The organism is Streptomyces sp. KMM 9044 (genome assembly GCF_024701375.2).
In the GTDB taxonomy this organism is placed as follows: domain Bacteria; phylum Actinomycetota; class Actinomycetes; order Streptomycetales; family Streptomycetaceae; genus Streptomyces.
This window is the reverse complement of the sequence record NZ_CP113910.1, coordinates 3,206,275-3,225,152: the sequence shown is the minus strand read 5'-3', so window position 1 is coordinate 3,225,152 and position 18,878 is coordinate 3,206,275. Positions and strand designations below refer to the sequence as shown.

The 18,878-nt window shown below is 67.4% G+C and carries 13 protein-coding genes, 3 rRNA genes and 1 pseudogene; 14 read left to right on the top strand and 3 right to left on the bottom strand.

The features are described from left to right. Positions 1 to 18 precede the first annotated feature (18 nt). On the bottom strand, positions 19 to 2,259 hold the full coding sequence (locus HUV60_RS14410; RefSeq protein WP_257850864.1) for a serine/threonine-protein kinase: 2,241 nt from the start codon (positions 2,257 to 2,259) through the stop codon (positions 19 to 21). A 183-nt stretch (positions 2,260 to 2,442) separates the two neighbouring features. Here HUV60_RS14410 and HUV60_RS14405 point away from each other — a divergent pair, with 183 nt between their 5' ends. The 5 genes from HUV60_RS14405 (at position 2,443) to proC (ending at position 6,143) form a co-directional block, all read left to right on the top strand. Further along, positions 2,443 to 2,757 (top strand): SH3 domain-containing protein, encoded by a 315-nt coding sequence (locus tag HUV60_RS14405; RefSeq protein ID WP_257850865.1) that lies wholly within the window; start codon positions 2,443 to 2,445, stop codon positions 2,755 to 2,757. A gap of 53 nt (positions 2,758 to 2,810) precedes the next feature. Continuing rightward, complete coding sequence (locus HUV60_RS14400) at positions 2,811 to 3,323, top strand: EamA/RhaT family transporter (RefSeq protein ID WP_257850866.1); 513 nt, start codon at positions 2,811 to 2,813, stop codon at positions 3,321 to 3,323. 230 nt (positions 3,324 to 3,553) lie between these two features. Continuing rightward, positions 3,554 to 4,411 (top strand): ABC transporter ATP-binding protein, encoded by an 858-nt coding sequence (locus tag HUV60_RS14395; protein ID WP_257850867.1) that lies wholly within the window; start codon positions 3,554 to 3,556, stop codon positions 4,409 to 4,411. Further along, a complete protein-coding gene (locus HUV60_RS14390) occupies positions 4,408 to 5,199 on the top strand; it encodes an ABC transporter permease (RefSeq protein ID WP_257850868.1) in 792 nt (263 codons plus the stop codon). Before HUV60_RS14395 ends, HUV60_RS14390 begins: the two co-directional genes overlap by 4 nt. A gap of 131 nt (positions 5,200 to 5,330) precedes the next feature. Next, positions 5,331 to 6,143: a pyrroline-5-carboxylate reductase gene (gene proC / locus HUV60_RS14385; RefSeq protein WP_257850870.1), complete on the top strand. Its 813-nt coding sequence runs from the start codon at positions 5,331 to 5,333 to the stop codon at positions 6,141 to 6,143. Positions 6,144 to 6,223: 80 nt separating this feature from the next. Here proC and HUV60_RS14380 read toward each other — a convergent pair whose 3' ends face one another. Together HUV60_RS14380 and trpS are read right to left on the bottom strand one after the other, a co-directional pair. Further along, a complete protein-coding gene (locus tag HUV60_RS14380; protein ID WP_257850871.1) occupies positions 6,224 to 6,811 on the bottom strand; it encodes a cysteine hydrolase family protein in 588 nt (195 codons plus the stop codon). A 122-nt stretch (positions 6,812 to 6,933) separates the two neighbouring features. Beyond that, positions 6,934 to 7,953: pseudogene (gene trpS / locus HUV60_RS14375) on the bottom strand (tryptophan--tRNA ligase); the annotation flags it as partial. Between the two features lie 883 nt (positions 7,954 to 8,836). Here trpS and HUV60_RS14370 point away from each other — a divergent pair. The 9 genes from HUV60_RS14370 (at position 8,837) to HUV60_RS14330 (ending at position 18,764) form a co-directional block, all read left to right on the top strand. Then, positions 8,837 to 10,364 (top strand): 16S ribosomal RNA (locus HUV60_RS14370). A gap of 310 nt (positions 10,365 to 10,674) precedes the next feature. Further along, positions 10,675 to 13,797 (top strand): 23S ribosomal RNA (locus HUV60_RS14365). Between the two features lie 97 nt (positions 13,798 to 13,894). Then, positions 13,895 to 14,011, top strand: a 5S ribosomal RNA gene (rrf, locus tag HUV60_RS14360). Together the 16S, 23S and 5S rRNA genes form the textbook arrangement of a ribosomal RNA operon. A 62-nt stretch (positions 14,012 to 14,073) precedes the next feature. Beyond that, positions 14,074 to 14,724 carry an HAD family hydrolase gene (locus tag HUV60_RS14355; RefSeq protein ID WP_257850872.1) on the top strand — a complete coding sequence of 217 codons (651 nt, stop codon included), beginning with the start codon at positions 14,074 to 14,076 and terminating at the stop codon, positions 14,722 to 14,724. 60 nt (positions 14,725 to 14,784) lie between these two features. After that, positions 14,785 to 16,020, top strand: a complete 1,236-nt coding sequence (locus HUV60_RS14350; RefSeq protein WP_257850873.1) for an MFS transporter — start codon at positions 14,785 to 14,787, stop codon at positions 16,018 to 16,020. Beyond that, a complete protein-coding gene (locus tag HUV60_RS14345) occupies positions 15,971 to 17,143 on the top strand; it encodes an acetoin utilization protein AcuC (protein WP_257850874.1) in 1,173 nt (390 codons plus the stop codon). Before HUV60_RS14350 ends, HUV60_RS14345 begins: the two co-directional genes overlap by 50 nt. Positions 17,144 to 17,382: 239 nt before the next feature. After that, positions 17,383 to 18,168 (top strand): phosphatase, encoded by a 786-nt coding sequence (locus tag HUV60_RS14340; protein WP_257851730.1) that lies wholly within the window; start codon positions 17,383 to 17,385, stop codon positions 18,166 to 18,168. A gap of 129 nt (positions 18,169 to 18,297) precedes the next feature. Further along, positions 18,298 to 18,510 (top strand): helix-turn-helix domain-containing protein, encoded by a 213-nt coding sequence (locus HUV60_RS14335; protein ID WP_062193679.1) that lies wholly within the window; start codon positions 18,298 to 18,300, stop codon positions 18,508 to 18,510. A gap of 155 nt (positions 18,511 to 18,665) precedes the next feature. Continuing rightward, positions 18,666 to 18,764 (top strand): 30S ribosomal protein bS22, encoded by a 99-nt coding sequence (locus tag HUV60_RS14330; protein WP_003948845.1) that lies wholly within the window; start codon positions 18,666 to 18,668, stop codon positions 18,762 to 18,764. The last annotated feature ends 114 nt before the right edge of the window (positions 18,765 to 18,878 follow it).

Sequence of the window (18,878 nt, the reverse complement as noted above, 5' to 3'; positions counted from 1 at the left end):
CGCCGTGTTCCGTGGGTCCTACCAGTCCACCGGGTCGCGGCCGTCCACGGCGAAGACCGTGCCGTCGGGGGCTGTGGCGTGGACATGGCCGTCGGCGATCACCGGTTCCGGCAGGGTGGCGGCCACGCGGTCGGGGTGGTCACCCATCCGGGGTGCCGTCTGCCCGGCCAGCCGTCCCTCGCGCGCGTCCACGGCGAGCAGCCGGCCGTCCGGCGCCGTGAAGTAGACGTGCCGCCCGTCCGCGACCGGCGCGGACCCGCGGGCGACACCCGTCTCCAGGCTCCACCGCTGCCGCAGCGCGGCCATGTCGACGGCCACCAGCCTGCCGCCGGTTCCCGTCAGATAGGCGATGTTCCCGTGCACGGTGCCGTGCCCCTGGGCCAGCGGTACGGGCAGCGTCACCCGGCGCGTCTCCCCGCTGCCCGGTGTGTAGCGGACCAGGGCCTGCGTGTCGCCGAGGACCGGGTCGTCGAAGGCGAGGACGACCGCCTCGCCCGTGATGCCGACCGGCGTCAGCATGCCCTCCAGCCGGGCGTCCCAGCGCACCGCACCGGACCGCGGATCGACCGCCGTGACCCGCGTGCTGGAACCGTCGTCCGACGTGCTTGCCACGTAGGCCAGCGGATCCCCCGCGAACGTGCGGAAGTACGGAGCGTCGTGCCCCGGCACCCGCCCGGTCCACAGCACGTCGCCCGAGGCGCTGTCCATGCCGGTGGCCGTGCCGTCGGCGCCGGTGAGCAGCAGCATGTCCCCGGCTCCGGTCAGGCCGTTGTACTCGGCGGCGTCCTGCCGCCACCGGGGCTTCCCCGAGCCCGGGTCGAGTGCCTCCGGGCCGCTGCCCAATTCCAGGGCGGGCTGCACGAGCCCGCCCGACACGACCGGCGGTCCGCTCACCGACGTCCGCGCGGTGGCGTGCCGCCACAGCAGGCGGCCGTCGTCGGGGTCGAGGGCGAACACCGACCCCGCCAGGGCACACACCAGCCGGTCGGCCCCGTACGAGCACTGCGGGCTGCCCGGCTTGCCCGACGGCGCCGCCTCCCACGCCCGGAACGCGTCCGGTGTGGTCCGTGTGCCGGCGGTTCTCTGCCGGGCCGGGGGCTCGTCGCCGAGCAACTGGACGGAGAGGAGCGTGCCGAACACGGCCAGGGCGAGCGCCCCGCCCCCGACCAGTGCCCGCTTGCTGAGGGGAGGCCGCACGGAACGCCGGGCCGCCGCCGGGCCGCCGCGGCGGACGGCACCAGGGCCGGGCGCGGCGGCGGGCCCGGCCCCGGCCGCGTCCCGGTCCTCCGCGTCCCGGTCCTCCGCGTCCCGGTCCTCCGCGTCGGGCACCTCCTGACGGGCGGCCACGGCCCCCGCCGAGTCCGCTCCCGGGTCCGTCCGCTGCGCCGGTATGAAGGCCTGGGCGGTCATGAAGGTCTGGGTGTCGTACGAGGCCGCGACGGAGCGCAGTTCCCGCATCAACGCGTCGGGGGAGGGCCGCTCCTCGGGTTCCTTGGCCAGGCAGCGCAGCACCAGCGGGGTGAGTTCCTCCGGCACGCCGGTCAGATCGGGCTCGTCGTGCACCACCTGGTAGGCGACGACGTACGGGCTGTCGGAGTCGAACGGCCCACGCCCGGTAGCGGCGTGTGCCAAGAGCGAACCGAGCGCGAAGATGTCGGCGGAGGGCCCCACCTCACGGGGACTCCGGAACTGCTCGGGCGCCATGAAGGGCGGGGTGCCGATCAACTTCCCGGTCTCGGTCCGCAGCTCGCTGTCCTCTGGCCGGGATATGCCGAAATCTATGACCTTCGGCCCGTCCTCGGCGAGCAGTACGTTGCTGGGTTTGAGATCGCGGTGCACGACCCCGACCCGGTGGATGTCCCGCAGCCCCTCCGCGAGTCCGGCCATCAGCCTGCGTAACTGCGGTGGGGGCATGGGCCCGTTCCGCTTCACATGCTGGGCGAGCGTCGGGCCGGGGATGAACAGCGTGGCCATCCAGGGCCGTCCGGCCTCCGGGTCGGCGTCGACGACCGGCGCGGTGAAGGCGCCGCTCACCCGCCGTGCCGCCGCGACCTCCTGGCGGAAACGCCCCCTGAACTCGCGGTCCCGCGCGAACTCGGCGTGCACGACCTTCACCGCGAGTTTCAGCCCGGACGTACTCCGGGCCAGATGGACCACACCCATTCCACCGGAGCCGAGGCAGGACTCGAGACGGTAGTGACCGGCGTACTCGGGAAGTTCCGCTTCCGCACCCGCTCCGACGTCCCGCTGTGGCGCCATGGGACCACCCCCGTGCTGTTCGTCCGCGTGCGCGCCACACGGACCCTAGTCGATGAAACGTACGGGACCGAGGCGGCGTGCCAGCGCCGACGTTCAAACAACGTACATGTGTGGGTGGCGTTTTTTCGGGGTATCAACGGGACCCCATGACAGGCATGGGGTGCACAACGGGGGAGTATTTCCATGGCAGTTGACCATGCCGGAGAAGCAGAGAACACCGTCGAGGCCGAGTCGGTCGCGGCGGCGGCCGCGCGGTACTACCCGGTCGCGCCGGGTTACCGGGTCAACGTCCGCAGCGGTCCGGGAACGAACCACGCCATCGTCCGCACCCTGCCCGTGGGCGCGCAGGTGCCGATCTTCTGCCAGCGTCCGGGCACGACCGTCACCGGCCCGTACGGCACGTCGAACATCTGGTGCAACATCGACAGCGGCCAGTACGTCTCGGACGCCTACGTGAAGACCGGCAGCGACGGCTACGTGGCCCCGCGCTGCACCTGATCCCACCCGATCCCGCTCGGAGCCCGTGTGGGTGCCGGCGCCATAATCGAAGCGTGAGCGCAGAGAACGGCACCCCGGACCACCCCGCGGGCCCTTCGGGAACTCCCGTCGGCCCCCGCCCCGAGCCCATCCGCTTCTTCGGGACGGCCTGGGTCGACCACGACAAGGGCTACCCGGCCCGCCGCATCGGCGTCGCCGTCGGCTCGCTCGCCGCCGCGGCCGCCGCCTGCCTCGTTCTGCGCATCGCCTACCAGGGCCTCCGGATCGCCGAGGTCGGCGGTTTCGTCACCCTTCTCATGGTCGTGATGTTCGCGGTCTGCAGCGCCCTCGCGTTCGGGCACACCTGGGAGGCGTTCAAACGGCGGCCCGACCCGGACCGCCGGCGGTCCCTCCGCGGTCTGCTCACCATCGGCTTCGTCGGCTCCCTCCTTGCCTACTTCTTCCGCTCCCTCGTCGAGGCCCCCGGCGAGAGGCTCCACCGCGAGGAGTACGAAACGGCCCGCACCCAGTACGAGAAGCGGACGTCCCGCCGTTCCGGCAACCCCGGGAAGCGCCGCCGCCCGTAACCGCGCATCGCCGCCCGTAACCGCGCATCGCCGCCCGTAACCGCGCATCGCCGCGCGGGCCGCTTGCCCGCGCGCCCGCGCCGCACATACCGCCGCCCCGGCCTGCTCCCGCCGCCCGCCTCCCCCGCGTCCTCACCGCCACGCGCCTGCCGCCACCGTGCCCGCGCGCCCCTTCGGCGGGTCCGCCGGCCGGCTTGACGTGTCCCGTCCCCGAGAGGATTATTCATCATATGGTGAATTACTCCTCCGGCCCTCCACGCCCGGACACCGGCGAGGGCCCCGGCGAGCACGACCCCGCCGTCCGGGCCCAGGACCTCACCGTCGTCCGAGGCCCCCGCACCGTCCTGCGCGGCCTCGACTTCACCGTTCCCCGCGGGCAGGTCACCGGGCTCCTCGGCCCCTCCGGCTGCGGCAAGTCGACCCTGATGCGGGCCATCGTCGGCACCCAGGCCAAGGTCACCGGCACGCTGGACGTGCTCGGCCTCCCAGCGGGCCACCCCACCCTGCGCACCCGCATCGGCTACGTCACCCAGGCCCCCTCGGTCTACGACGACCTGACGGTCCGGCAGAACCTCGACTACTTCGCCTCGGTTCTCGACCCCGGCCTTCCCCCCGCTCGAATTCGCTCGCGCGGGGGTACCCCCGTCGCCGCGGACCGCCGCCGGGACAGCGTCACCCGGGCCATCGCCGACGTCGACCTCACCACGCACGCCGACGCCCTCGCCGGCAACCTCTCCGGCGGCCAGCGCAACCGCGTCTCCCTCGCCGTCGCCCTCCTCGGCACCCCCGAACTGCTGGTCCTCGACGAACCCACGGTCGGCCTCGACCCCGTCCTGCGCCGGGACCTCTGGCAGCTCTTCCACGCCATCGCCACCGAACGGGGCGCCAGCCTGCTGATCTCCTCCCACGTCATGGACGAGGCCGAGCGCTGTGACCGCCTCCTGCTCATGCGCGCGGGCGAGATCCTCGCCGACGACACCCCCGACACCCTGCGCACCGGCACCGGATCCGACACCGTCGAGGCGGCCTTCCTGCACCTGGTGGACGCGGCCGTCGCAGCAAGCCGCACGAAGGAGACCTCACGATGAGCACCCCCCGTACGACGACGCTCCCCCCGCCTCCTGCTGCGACGAGCGCCCTGAACCTCTCGCGCACCCTCTCCACCGCAACCCGGGTCCTGCGCCAACTCCGCCACGACCCGCGCACGATCGCGCTGATGCTGCTCGTCCCCTGCCTGATGCTGCTCCTGCTCCGCTACGTCTTCGACGGCAGCCCGCGCACCTTCGACAACATCGGCGCCTCGCTCCTCGGGATCTTCCCGCTGATCACGATGTTCCTGGTCACCTCGATCGCCACCCTGCGCGAGCGCACCTCCGGCACCCTCGAACGCCTCCTCGCCATGCCGCTCGGCAAGGGCGACCTGATCGTCGGCTACGCCCTCGCCTTCGGTGCGATCGCGATCGTCCAGTCCGCCCTGGCCACCGCGCTGGCGGTCTGGTTCCTGGGGCTCGACGTCGTCGGCAGCCCGTGGCTGCTGCTCCTGGTGGCCCTGCTCGACGCACTCCTCGGCACAGCCCTCGGCCTCTTCGTCTCGGCCTTCGCGGCCTCGGAATTCCAGGCGGTGCAGTTCATGCCGGCAGTGATCTTCCCCCAGCTCCTGCTGTGCGGCCTCTTCACCGCACGCGAGAACATGCACCCCGTCCTGGAGACCCTCTCCGACGTCCTCCCCATGTCCTACGCCGTCGACGGCATGAACGAGGTCCTGCGGCACACGGACATGACCGCCGCCTTCGTCCGCGACATCCTGATCGTCGCCGGCTGCGCCCTGCTGGTGCTCGCCCTCGGTGCGGCAACCCTCCGCCGCAGGACGGCCTGACGCGCCCCCGGGCGCCGACGTCCGCGCACCGTCCGCCCACCGGACATCACTCCGCCCCCACGCACCCCGAGTGCGAGGATGACCAGGACGACGCACCAGGACGACGCGCACCCCGGAGGTCATCCCCCGCCATGGCTCAGAAAGTCGCAGTCCTCGGCACCGGCAAGATCGGTGAGGCCCTGCTCAGCGGAATGATCCGCGCCGGCTGGGCCCCCGCCGACCTCCTGGTCACCACCCGCCGCCAGGAGCGGGCCGACGAACTCCGCGCCCGCCACGGAGTCACCCCGGTCTCCAACCCCGAAGCCGCCAAGACCGCCGACACCCTGATCCTCACGGTCAAACCGCAGGACATGGGCACCCTCCTGGACGAGCTGGCCCCGCATGTCCCCGCCGACCGCCTGGTCATCAGCGGCGCCGCCGGCATCCCCACCTCCTTCTACGAGGACCGCCTGGCCGCCGGCACCCCGGTCGTCCGCGTCATGACGAACACCCCCGCCCTGGTCGACGAGGCCATGTCGGTCATCTCCGCCGGCAGCCACGCCACCCCGGAACACCTCGCCCACACCGAGGAGATCTTCGGCGCCGTCGGCAAGACGCTCCGTGTCCCGGAGTCGCAGCAGGACGCCTGCACCGCCCTCTCCGGCTCCGGCCCGGCGTACTTCTACTACCTGGTCGAAGCCATGACGGACGCCGGCATCCTGCTCGGCCTGCCCCGTGACAAGGCCCACGACCTGATCGTCCAGTCCGCGATCGGCGCCGCGACCATGCTCCGCGACAGCGGCGAGCACCCCGTACGGCTCCGCGAGAACGTCACGTCCCCCGCCGGCACCACCGTCAACGCCATCCGCGAACTCGAGAACCACGGCGTACGAGCCGCCCTCATCGCCGCCCTCGAAGCCGCCCGCGACCGCAGCCGCGAACTGGCCTCCGGCACCAAGGACTGAGACCGGGCCCCGCTCCGGCCAGCCTCCGCCCGGGACGCCCACGACCGGGCGCCCCGTCGGTCACCGCCCCTCGCCGTCACTCACCTCGTTCCGGCGAGTACGTCCTGCGACCTCACCACCCGTGCGAACCCGCCCCCGTGCAACGTCACCGCCGACGCCTGTGCCGCCTCGTCCGCGCTGCGCCGCCAGCCGAACGGGCCCTCCACGTCGAAGGTGTACGTCGCGTCGAACACGACCACCACGTCGTACCCGAGGTTCCCGCCCACCCGGGCCGTCGTCTCCACACACATGTTGGTCTGGATCCCGACCAGCACCACCTGGGAGATCCCCGCGTCCCGCAGCCGGACGCCGAGATCAGGGGTGCCGTGGAACGCCGAGTTCACGCTCTTGGTCACCAGCAACTCGGCGCTCCCACCTCCCCTCCCGCGCCGCTGTTCCACGTACTCCTTGAACCCGTTGCCCGGCTGCCCCGGCCGCAGGGGTGACCCCGGCACGACCGAGTCGTGCCGCACGAACACCACCGGCCGTCCCGACGCCTGCCACACGTCGATCAGCGCGGCGATGTTCTCGTCCGCCCCGGGATGGTTGCGCCGTCCCCAGAAACCGAGGTCCTCGAAACCCTGCTGCACGTCGACGACCACCAGCGCCGCGTTCTCCGCGATGTCCATGCCCCCGATCGTGCCACCCCCGCACCCCGCCTCCCAGGGGTACGGGGGTCATCGACCCACGGCCTACTGCCAAGGGAGCCGACCGACCGGCACGGACACCGCCACCGGCACGGGGGCCGGGACTACCTCCCGGCCCCGACACCGGACGCCGGGAGCAGGCCGATGGCCCGATAAGCGGCGTCCACGATGGGCCGTGCCATACAGCGAGCCCTTTCCGCGCCGTCCCGCAACACCCCTTCCACATAACCGGGACCCGCGCACAGTTCCTTGTGCTTCTCCCGCAGCGGCCTCAGCACCTCGACCACGGCCTCCGCGGTGTCCTTCTTCAACGCCCCGTACGACCCGTACGCACCGCCGAGCGCCTCCGGGTCCCCGCCCGAGCACGCCGCGAGAATCTCGAGCAGATTCGCCACCCCGGGCCGTGCCTCGCGGTCGTACACGACATCGGTACCGCTGTCGGTCACGGCACGCATGACCTTCCTGCGCACCACGTCCGGATCGTCCAGCAGACAGACGGTCCCCGGCCCGACGTCGTCGCCCCTCCCCATCGTCGACAGGGGGTCCCGCAGATTCATCACCCGCGCGGCCACCGCCGGGTGCGTGGCCCGGGGCACGGCGAAGGCGTGCCCGTACCGCTGGTTGAACCGCACGGCCAGATCCCGCGTGAGTTCCACGTGCGGTGCCTGGTCGTCCCCCACCGGCACCTCGTCCGTCCCGTACGCCAGGATGTCCGCCGCCATCAGCACGGGATACGTCAGCAGCGACAACCGCACACTGCCGCCCCGCCGCCGTTCCAGCGCGGCCTTCTCCCTGTACTGGATCATCCGCCGCATCTCGCCGTCGGTCGCCACGCACTCCAGCACGTACGACAGACGGGCGTGCTCGTCGACATGGCTCTGCACGAACACGGTGCACAGCTCCGGATCCACCCCGGTGGCCAGCAGCAGCAGCAGCGTCGTCGCCTGCCGGGTCAGTCTGCGCACCCGTGCCGGATCGTGGTCCACGGTCAGCGCGTGCAGGTCGACGACACAGAACAATGCGTGCGCCCGGTGCTGATCGACCGCGGCCCACCGCCGCATGGCCCCCAGGTAGTTTCCCAGCGTCAGGTGCCCGGTCGGTTTGATCCCGCTGAAAACCCGTGTATCGCTTCCTGTCTCCGTCTCCCGGCCGTGACCGCCGCCCCGGCCGGCCGTTCCCGGAGTCCTGAGGGCCGAAGCCCTGGAGGGAGAAACGAAAACGGCCACCGAAGCGGCGGCCGTTGAGCGCATACGTACGACGGCCGCTGTCAGGCGGCCCACCAGAACTGGCTGTACGTACGCGTCGTCGTCATGCGGGACAGGCTACGCCTGAAGAGGGAGACCGGGTGAGGATCACGGCAGCGAGTTGACACGTCCTGCCGTGATCCGTACTGTTCTCCGAGTTGTCCGACGTGAGCACCGACTCCGGTCGGCCCCGGACAGTCATTCCGCGAGTACCGCACCTGATCGACGGCAGTCCTCTGTCTGCTGTCATGTCATTGGTATGCGTATTCGCGAAATGAGGAATCCGCATCCGAAAGGGCGTAGGCCCCCGATTAGCTCGGGAGCCGGGAATCCGCTAGAGTCTCACTTCGTCGGAACGGCCCAAGGGCCGGAAAGGCGAACCCCGCTGACCGGGGGTCAGGTCGAAGAAAAAGATCTGATAGAGTCGGATCCGCCGGAAAGGGGAACGCGAAAGCGGGAGCCTGGAAAGCGGAAGGCCCGAGGAAATCGGATCGGAAAGATCTGGTAGAGTCGGGGACGCAGGACCGAAGGGAAGCGCCCGGAGGAAAGCCCGAGAGGGTGAGTACGAAGGAAGCGTCCGTTCCTTGAGAACTCAACAGCGTGCCAAAAATCAACGCCAGATATGTTGATACCCCGTCCTCGGCCGTTCGGCCGGGACGAGGTTCCTTTGAAGAAAACACAGCGAGGACGCTGTGAACGGTCGGGCCTGTTCCGCTCGACTGTTCCGCTCTCGTGATGTGTCCTTCCCGGTTACGGGAGAGCATTCACGGAGAGTTTGATCCTGGCTCAGGACGAACGCTGGCGGCGTGCTTAACACATGCAAGTCGAACGATGAACCACTTCGGTGGGGATTAGTGGCGAACGGGTGAGTAACACGTGGGCAATCTGCCCTTCACTCTGGGACAAGCCCTGGAAACGGGGTCTAATACCGGATAACACTTCCACTCGCATGAGTGGGGGTTAAAAGCTCCGGCGGTGAGGGATGAGCCCGCGGCCTATCAGCTTGTTGGTGAGGTAATGGCTCACCAAGGCGACGACGGGTAGCCGGCCTGAGAGGGCGACCGGCCACACTGGGACTGAGACACGGCCCAGACTCCTACGGGAGGCAGCAGTGGGGAATATTGCACAATGGGCGAAAGCCTGATGCAGCGACGCCGCGTGAGGGATGACGGCCTTCGGGTTGTAAACCTCTTTCAGCAGGGAAGAAGCGAAAGTGACGGTACCTGCAGAAGAAGCGCCGGCTAACTACGTGCCAGCAGCCGCGGTAATACGTAGGGCGCGAGCGTTGTCCGGAATTATTGGGCGTAAAGAGCTCGTAGGCGGCTTGTCGCGTCGATTGTGAAAGCCCGGGGCTTAACCCCGGGTCTGCAGTCGATACGGGCAGGCTAGAGTGTGGTAGGGGAGATCGGAATTCCTGGTGTAGCGGTGAAATGCGCAGATATCAGGAGGAACACCGGTGGCGAAGGCGGATCTCTGGGCCATTACTGACGCTGAGGAGCGAAAGCGTGGGGAGCGAACAGGATTAGATACCCTGGTAGTCCACGCCGTAAACGGTGGGAACTAGGTGTTGGCGACATTCCACGTCGTCGGTGCCGCAGCTAACGCATTAAGTTCCCCGCCTGGGGAGTACGGCCGCAAGGCTAAAACTCAAAGGAATTGACGGGGGCCCGCACAAGCAGCGGAGCATGTGGCTTAATTCGACGCAACGCGAAGAACCTTACCAAGGCTTGACATACACCGGAAAGCATTAGAGATAGTGCCCCCCTTGTGGTCGGTGTACAGGTGGTGCATGGCTGTCGTCAGCTCGTGTCGTGAGATGTTGGGTTAAGTCCCGCAACGAGCGCAACCCTTGTTCTGTGTTGCCAGCATGCCCTTCGGGGTGATGGGGACTCACAGGAGACCGCCGGGGTCAACTCGGAGGAAGGTGGGGACGACGTCAAGTCATCATGCCCCTTATGTCTTGGGCTGCACACGTGCTACAATGGCCGGTACAATGAGCTGCGATGCCGTGAGGTGGAGCGAATCTCAAAAAGCCGGTCTCAGTTCGGATTGGGGTCTGCAACTCGACCCCATGAAGTCGGAGTTGCTAGTAATCGCAGATCAGCATTGCTGCGGTGAATACGTTCCCGGGCCTTGTACACACCGCCCGTCACGTCACGAAAGTCGGTAACACCCGAAGCCGGTGGCCCAACCCCCTTGTGGGGAGGGAGCTGTCGAAGGTGGGACTGGCGATTGGGACGAAGTCGTAACAAGGTAGCCGTACCGGAAGGTGCGGCTGGATCACCTCCTTTCTAAGGAGCACTTCCAGGCTGCCGGGCTTGCCCGGTGGTCCAGGGCCAGTACACCGGCGCGTGTCCGGTGCTGGTTGCTCATGGGTGGAACGTTGATTAGTCGGCCGGGTTTTCCGGGTCGGGGGTGTGTGAGTACTGCTCTGCGGAGTGGGGAAAGCATGATCTTCGGGCGGAGGCCGGCCGGGCACGCTGTTGGGTGTCTGAGGGAATGATCCCTCTGGATGCCGGCCCCAGTGAACTCCGGTTGTTGCCGGGGGTGGTGGGTGGTTGGTCGTTGTTTGAGAACTGCACAGTGGACGCGAGCATCTGTGGCCAAGTTTTTAAGGGCGCACGGTGGATGCCTTGGCACCAGGAACCGATGAAGGACGTGGGAGGCCACGATAGGCCCCGGGGAGTCGTCAACCAGGCTTTGATCCGGGGGTGTCCGAATGGGGAAACCCGGCAGTCGTCATGGGCTGTCACCCATACCTGAACACATAGGGTATGTGGAGGGAACGCGGGGAAGTGAAACATCTCAGTACCCGCAGGAAGAGAAAACAACCGTGATTCCGGGAGTAGTGGCGAGCGAAACCGGATGAGGCTAAACCGTATGTGTGTGAGACCCGGCAGGGGTTGCGCATGCGGGGTTGTGGGATCTCTCTTCTGTTGTCTGCCGGCAACAGGGCGAGTCAGAAACCGTTGATGTAGGCGAAGGACATGCGAAAGGTCCGGCGTAGAGGGTAAGACCCCCGTAGTCGAAACGTCAGCGGCTCGTTGGAGAGACACCCAAGTAGCACGGGGCCCGAGAAATCCCGTGTGAATCTGGCGGGACCACCCGCTAAGCCTAAATATTCCCTGGTGACCGATAGCGGATAGTACCGTGAGGGAATGGTGAAAAGTACCGCGGGAGCGGAGTGAAATAGTACCTGAAACCGTGTGCCTACAAGCCGTGGGAGCGTCGCGTCGAGTGCGTGCACTCGGCGTCGTGACTGCGTGCCTTTTGAAGAATGAGCCTGCGAGTTTGCGGTGTGTTGCGAGGTTAACCCGGGTGGGGAAGCCGTAGCGAAAGCGAGTCCGAACAGGGCGTTTCAGTAGCATGCTCAAGACCCGAAGCGGAGTGATCTAGCCATGGGCAGGTTGAAGCGGAGGTAAGACTTCGTGGAGGACCGAACCCACCAGGGTTGAAAACCTGGGGGATGACCTGTGGTTAGGGGTGAAAGGCCAATCAAACTCCGTGATAGCTGGTTCTCCCCGAAATGCATTTAGGTGCAGCGTCGTGTGTTTCTTGCCGGAGGTAGAGCACTGGATAGGCGATGGGCCCTACCGGGTTACTGACCTTAGCCAAACTCCGAATGCCGGTAAGTGAGAGCGCGGCAGTGAGACTGTGGGGGATAAGCTCCATGGTCGAGAGGGAAACAGCCCAGAGCATCGACTAAGGCCCCCAAGCGTACGCTAAGTGGGAAAGGATGTGGAGTCGCACAGACAACCAGGAGGTTGGCTTAGAAGCAGCCATCCTTGAAAGAGTGCGTAATAGCTCACTGGTCTAGTGATTCCGCGCCGACAATGTAGCGGGGCTCAAGCGTACCGCCGAAGTCGTGTCATTGCGATATGTGCCCCCAACGGGGATCGTGATGGGTAGGGGAGCGTCGTGTGCCGGGTGAAGCAGCCGCGGAAGCGAGTTGTGGACGGTTCACGAGTGAGAATGCAGGCATGAGTAGCGATACACACGTGAGAAACGTGTGCGCCGATTGACTAAGGGTTCCTGGGTCAAGCTGATCTGCCCAGGGTAAGTCGGGACCTAAGGCGAGGCCGACAGGCGTAGTCGATGGATAACCGGTTGATATTCCGGTACCCGCTGTGAAGCGTCAAACATCGAGCATCGTGATGCTAAGGCCGTGAAGCCGTTCCGGACCCTTCGGGGAAGGGAAAGTGGTGGAGCCGCCGGTCCAAGCGGTCAGTAGGTGAGTGATGGGGTGACGCAGGAAGGTAGTCCAGCCCGGGCGGTGGTTGTCCCGGGGTAAGGGTGTAGGCCGTGCGGTAGGTAAATCCGTCGCACACGGGGCTGAGACCTGATGCCGAGCCGATTGTGGTGAAGTGGATGATCCTATGCTGTCGAGAAAAGCCTCTAGCGAGTTTTATGGCGGCCCGTACCCTAAACCGACTCAGGTGGTCAGGTAGAGAATACCGAGGCGTTCGGGTGAACTATGGTTAAGGAACTCGGCAAAATGCCCCCGTAACTTCGGGAGAAGGGGGGCCATGTCCGGTGATGGGGTTTTCCCTCTGAGCTGGGTGTGGCCGCAGAGACCAGCGAGAAGCGACTGTTTACTAAAAACACAGGTCCGTGCGAAGCCGTAAGGCGATGTATACGGACTGACGCCTGCCCGGTGCTGGAACGTTAAGGGGACCGGTTAGTCATTCTTCGGGGTGGCGAAGCTGAGAACTTAAGCGCCAGTAAACGGCGGTGGTAACTATAACCATCCTAAGGTAGCGAAATTCCTTGTCGGGTAAGTTCCGACCTGCACGAATGGCGTAACGACTTCTCGACTGTCTCAACCATAGGCCCGGTGAAATTGCACTACGAGTAAAGATGCTCGTTTCGCGCAGCAGGACGGAAAGACCCCGGGACCTTTACTACAGTTTGATATTGGTGTTCGGTTCGGCTTGTGTAGGATAGCTGGGAGACTGTGAAGCTGTCACGCCAGTGGTGGTGGAGTCGTCGTTGAAATACCAGTCTGGTCGTGCTGGATGTCTAACCTGGGTCCGTGATCCGGATCAGGGACAGTGTCTGATGGGTAGTTTAACTGGGGCGGTTGCCTCCTAAAGAGTAACGGAGGCGCCCAAAGGTTCCCTCAGCCTGGTTGGTAATCAGGTGTTGAGTGTAAGTGCACAAGGGAGCTTGACTGTGAGACCGACGGGTCGAGCAGGGACGAAAGTCGGGACTAGTGATCCGGCGGTGGCTTGTGGAAGCGCCGTCGCTCAACGGATAAAAGGTACCCCGGGGATAACAGGCTGATCTTCCCCAAGAGTCCATATCGACGGGATGGTTTGGCACCTCGATGTCGGCTCGTCGCATCCTGGGGCTGGAGTCGGTCCCAAGGGTTGGGCTGTTCGCCCATTAAAGCGGTACGCGAGCTGGGTTTAGAACGTCGTGAGACAGTTCGGTCCCTATCCGCTGTGCGCGTAGGAGTCTTGAGAAGGGCTGTCCCTAGTACGAGAGGACCGGGACGGACGAACCTCTGGTGTGCCAGTTGTCCTGCCAAGGGCATGGCTGGTTGGCTACGTTCGGGAGGGATAACCGCTGAAAGCATCTAAGCGGGAAGCCTGCTTCGAGATGAGGACTCCCACCTCCTGGAGAGGGTAAGGCTCCCAGTAGACGACTGGGTTGATAGGCCGGATATGGAAGCACGGCAACGTGTGGAGTTGACCGGTACTAATAGGCCGAGGGCTTGTCCTCAGTTGCTCGCGTCCACTGTGTTGGTTCTGAAACCACGAACGACCCCGTCGTCACCGGTATGCGGTGGTGGGCGGTGCGGTTGTCTGTTTCATAGTGTTTCGGTGGTCATAGCGTAGGGGAAACGCCCGGTTACATTCCGAACCCGGAAGCTAAGCCCTACCGCGCCGATGGTACTGCAGGGGGGACCCTGTGGGAGAGTAGGACGCCGCCGAACAATCTTTGACGGGAAGCCCCGTGCCCTTCGGCACGGGGCTTCCCGCGTTTAGGGTCGGAGTCATGCGCTATGACCTGGTTATTTTCGACAACGACGGTGTCCTCGTCGACAGCGAGCCCATTTCCAACCGGCTTCTGGCCGGCTACCTCACCGAGCTCGGGTATCCGACGTCGTACGAGGACTCCATCCGTGACTACATGGGGTCCGCCATGCATCGGGTGCACGATCTGGTGGAGGAGCGGACCGGGCAGCGGTTGCCGGAAGACTTCGACGATGTGTTCCATGGCCGCGTCTTCGCCGCGTTCGAGCGGGAGTTGAGGCCGGTGGCCGGTGCTGTCGAAGTGCTGGAGACGCTGACGGCCGACGGGGTGCCGTACTGCGTGGCCTCGTCCGGGAGCCATGAACGGATCCGGGTGGGGCACCGGACCACCGGGCTCGACCGGTGGTTCGAGGACGAGCGGATCTTCAGCTCCCAGGATGTGGGGCGGGGCAAGCCGGCGCCGGACCTGTTCCTGCACGCGGCGGAGCGGATGGGGGTCGTGCCGGAGCGGTGTGTCGTGGTCGAGGACAGTCCACTGGGCGTCCAGGCGGCGGTCGCGGCCGGGATGGACGTGTACGGGTTCACCTCGATGACGCCGGCCGAGAAGCTGGCGGGCGCCACACGACTCTTCTCGCATCCGGGAGAGTTGCCGGGGCTCCTGGGGAAGAACTGAGCACAGCTCGCCTTCGGCAGGATCTACCCACCAGTACACCGGGGCCCTACGCTCGCCGCCATGACTGATGTGCTGCGGCGCGGCAGGGCCTCACTGGCGTTCGCCTTCCTGGTGCAGGGAGTCGCCTTCGCTCTGCTCGTGACGCGGATCCCGGCCATCCAGGACCGGTACGGGGTCTCCGACGCGCTGCTGCCCGCCTTCCTCACCATGGTTCCCGTACTCGCCGGTATCGGGAGTGTGGTGACGGAGCGCCTGGCGAAGGGGGTGCCGCCGAGCTGCGTTCTGCGGTGGTCGCAGCCGGTCGTGCTGCTGGCGCTGCTCGGGGTCGGGGCGGGGGAGCACATGGCCGGGCTGGCCGTGGCGCTGACCGTGTTCGGGCTGGCCGTGGGGGCGTTGGACGCCTCGATGAACATGCTCGGGGTGAGTCTCCAACGGGCTTACGGGCGCAGCATCATGCTGAGTTTCCACGCCGCCTACAGTCTGGGCGGGATCGCCGGGGCGTCGCTCGCGTGGGTGGGGGCGCACTGGCAGTTGGAGCTGTGGGTGTCGTATCTGCCGGTCGTGCTGGTGCTGATGCCGGCGGCGCTGATCGGGAGCCGGCGGTACGTGGACCAGGAGCAGCACGAGGGCAAGGGCGAGGGTTCCGGGCCGGCTGCGGAGAGCGGGAGCGGGTCCGGGCCGGTCGTCTTCAAACTGCTGCTGCCGCTGTGTCTGGTGATGACGGTGGCGTACATCGGGGACTCAACGGTCTCGAACTGGAGCGCGAAGTACCTCCAGGACGTGCTGGGGAGCTCGGAACAGACGGCGACCGTTCCGTACAACGTCTACATGGCCACCACGCTGCTGGGGCGGACGATCGGGGACTTCGGGGTGCGGCACTTCGGTGCCGTGGCGGTGGTGCGGGCCGGGGCGCTGGTGGCGGCGGCGGGGTTCGCCGTGGTCGCGGGGGCGCCGGGTGAGGGGGTGGGGATGCTGGGGTTCACGCTGCTGGGGCTGGGGCTCTGTGTGCTGGTGCCGCAGACCTTCGCGGCGGCGGGGCGGCTGTTCCCCGGGGCGTCGGACGCGGCCGTCGCACGGCTCAACGTCTTCAACTACGTGGGGTTCCTGATCGGTTCCCTGCTGGTCGGGGCGCTCGGGGACGTCTGGAGCTATCGCGGGGCGATGCTGGTGCCGATGGTGTTGGTGCTGGTGACACTCGTGTACGCCAGGTCGTTCGCTCCTGAACCGGCCCGATACGGTGGCGGGCATGAGCGGCCGCACACAGCTGATGTGGGACGAGAAAGTAACGGGTTATGACTTCGGGCGGGACCATCCGATGGACCCCGTCCGGCTCGTGCTGACCCGGAGTCTGGTGACAGCCCTGGGGCTGGACCGGGAGGTGGCGGTGGTCGCGGCGAAGACGGCCGGTCGGTCGACGCTGCGGCTGGTGCACCGCGAGGACTACATCGGCGCGGTGCGGGCGGCGTCGGCGGACCCGGCGTCCGCGGACCAGTCGTACGGACTGGGGACGACGGACGATCCCGCCTTCGCGGGGATGCACGAGGCGTCGGCGCTGATCGCGGGGCAGTCGGTGGGCGCGGCCGAGGCGGTGTGGCGCGGGGAGACGCTGCACGCGGTGAACTTCGCGGGCGGGCTGCACCACGCGTTGCCGGGAGCGGCCTCGGGGTTCTGCGTGTACAACGACGCGGCGCTGGCCGTCGCCCGGCTGCTGGAGCTGGGCGTCGAACGCGTCGCGTACGTCGACGTCGACGTGCATCACGGGGACGGGGTGCAGGCGGCGTTCTGGGAGGACCCGCGGGTCCTCACGGTGTCGCTGCACGAGCATCCCCGGACGCTGTTCCCACAGACCGGGTGGCCGGAGGAGACCGGGGCGGACAGCGCGCAGGGCAGCGCGGTCAACGTCGCCCTGCCGGCCGGGACCGGGGACGAGGGCTGGCTCCGGGCGTTCCACGCCGTGGTGCCGGAGCTGCTGGCGGACTTCCGGCCGCAGGTACTGGTGACGCAGCACGGGGCGGACACGCACTTCGAGGATCCGCTGGCACACCTGGCGGTGTCGCTGGACGCGCAGCGCGCGGTGCAGGTGGCGTGCCACGAGCTGGCGCACGAGCACGCCGACGGGCGCTGGGTGGCGCTGGGCGGCGGCGGCTACGCGGTGGTGGAGGTCGTTCCGCGGTCCTGGACGCATCTGGTGGGGATCGCGGCAGGAAAGCCGGTGGATCCGGCGACGATGATCCCCGAGAGCTGGCGGCAGGAGGTGTACGCCCGGACCCGGCAGCTGGGGCCGGTGCGGATGACCGATGGCCGGTGGCCCGTGTCCTGGGCCTCCTGGGAGGACGGCTACGACCCGGCGGACCGTCTCGACCAGGCGGTACTGGCGACCCGGCGCGCGGTCTTCCCGCTGCGGGGGCTGCTGCCCTAGCACGGCCGCGCGGTACGGGGCACGGGCCTTCCCTGCCCCCGTGTGGCGACGTCGTTCCTGTGCGGTTACGCCGACCGTGCGGTGTTTTCCGGATTTCCGGGCGGCGCGGGGTCCGATCGCGCACCATCGCTGCCGTGCCGACCACGACCGACCCCCCCGCACCTCTGCCCGGCGTCCCTCCCACCGGCCCACCTGCCGTCCCGTCCTCCGTTCCGAGCGTCGCAGGGCTTCGTGCGCATCTGCTGGCCGCCCGGTTGTCCGGGACCGTGGCCACCACGCGGGAGGAGAGTCTGCGGAGCTACCGGCTCTTCGCCGCCGGGGACCCGCGCGTGCTGATCGGACTCGACCCGAAAGGGGCGTGGGGGCAACGGGAACTGATCGAGCTGATGGCGGCCAGGTGTGGGGTCTCGGCCGATCCTCGTCACGTTTCCGGGCATGATGTGATCACCCCGGAGCGGACCCTGGTTGCCCTGGACGCCTATGCGGAACGGATCGCGGCCGCCGCCCGGAGCGGTGCGCCCGTGCTGCTCGGCACCGGTCACCCGCACCGGCTGCTCGGCTTCTACGCCGCACTGGCAGACGCTCTGTCGGCGGCGGGATGTGACGTCCTCACCCCGGCGCAGGGTCGCTGTGTCGACATAACGACCCGGTTCGGTCTACGTACACACCACCTCGACTACGTACGAGGAGTCGCCCTGGTCCGGGATGCGCCTCCCGGGCGCTCCGGTGGTGAGCCCGGCGCACACACGCACTCCCCGCTCCCGGTTCGGACCGCGCTCGCCGCGGCCGCCGAGGCCGGCAGGCCGCTTCCCGGGCTGGTGATCGGAGACCACGGCTGGGCCTGCGGGGCAGGTCAGCTGGGGTTCGAGACCATCGCCCTGGCCGATGTGAACGACCCCGCCCCGTTCGTGGGGGAGGCTGAGGGGTGCCTCTCGGCGGTCGTTCCCCTTGATGACGGTGTGCGGTCTGCTTACTACCTGCCGCTGACCCGCTACGTACTCAATCGGGCGTGTCTGTCACAGTAGGCCGCCGATGGGTACACCTCTTCCCCATTCGCATCACCCGCCCCTACATTGGGGAGTGAGCACGCAACGACGAAGAGTCACCGGAAGGGGAAGCCGGTGGCCGTCGAGTGCGGAAGGTTCAGGTGTGTCATGGCTGCAGCTGGCGAGAGGCCTCTGAACGAGGTTCGGTTCCTTACCGTGGCGGAAGTCGCCTCGGTGATGCGAGTGTCGAAGATGACCGTGTACCGACTGGTGCACAGCGGTCATCTGCCCGCGATCCGGGTGGGGCGGTCCTTCCGCGTCCCGGAGCAAGCGGTTCACGAGTACCTCCGCGAGAGCTATGTGGGGGTGGAAACCGCCTGACGGCTAGCCGGGGAGATCCGCACAAGGGCACTCGCGGGCCTCCCCGGTCACCTCGGTTACGACCTCAGCGCTCGGGCGGGTAGGCTAGCCCCTTGTAGGTCGTGTGGGCCCATGGCGCCCAAACACCGAGTGATGAGAAGTGAGCGAGGGTAGTCGTGGGCTCTGTTATCAAGAAGCGGCGCAAGCGGATGGCCAAGAAGAAGCACCGCAAGCTGCTCAAGCGCACGCGCGTTCAGCGTCGCAACAAGAAGTAAGCGACGACGCGGAAGCGTGTTCAGTGGCCCCCCACCGCATCGGTGGGGGGCCACTGTCATCACCTGGGTCGGGCGCGTGGCGAAGGCAAGGCGAAGGCAAGAGGAAGGCGCTGG

Excerpts from the sequence above, each read along its gene's own strand:
- HUV60_RS14410 (WP_257850864.1), bottom strand. The coding sequence starts at position 2,259 with ATGGCGCCACAGCGGGACGTCGGAGCGGGTGCGGAAGCGGAACTTCCC.
- HUV60_RS14405 (WP_257850865.1), top strand. The coding sequence starts at position 2,443 with ATGGCAGTTGACCATGCCGGAGAAGCAGAGAACACCGTCGAGGCCGAG.
- HUV60_RS14395 (WP_257850867.1), top strand. The coding sequence starts at position 3,554 with ATGGTGAATTACTCCTCCGGCCCTCCACGCCCGGACACCGGCGAGGGC.
- HUV60_RS14390 (WP_257850868.1), top strand. The coding sequence starts at position 4,408 with ATGAGCACCCCCCGTACGACGACGCTCCCCCCGCCTCCTGCTGCGACG.
- proC (WP_257850870.1), top strand. The coding sequence starts at position 5,331 with ATGGCTCAGAAAGTCGCAGTCCTCGGCACCGGCAAGATCGGTGAGGCC.
- HUV60_RS14380 (WP_257850871.1), bottom strand. The coding sequence starts at position 6,811 with ATGGACATCGCGGAGAACGCGGCGCTGGTGGTCGTCGACGTGCAGCAG.
- HUV60_RS14355 (WP_257850872.1), top strand. The coding sequence starts at position 14,074 with ATGCGCTATGACCTGGTTATTTTCGACAACGACGGTGTCCTCGTCGAC.
- HUV60_RS14350 (WP_257850873.1), top strand. The coding sequence starts at position 14,785 with ATGACTGATGTGCTGCGGCGCGGCAGGGCCTCACTGGCGTTCGCCTTC.
- HUV60_RS14345 (WP_257850874.1), top strand. The coding sequence starts at position 15,971 with ATGAGCGGCCGCACACAGCTGATGTGGGACGAGAAAGTAACGGGTTAT.
- HUV60_RS14335 (WP_062193679.1), top strand. The coding sequence starts at position 18,298 with ATGGCTGCAGCTGGCGAGAGGCCTCTGAACGAGGTTCGGTTCCTTACC.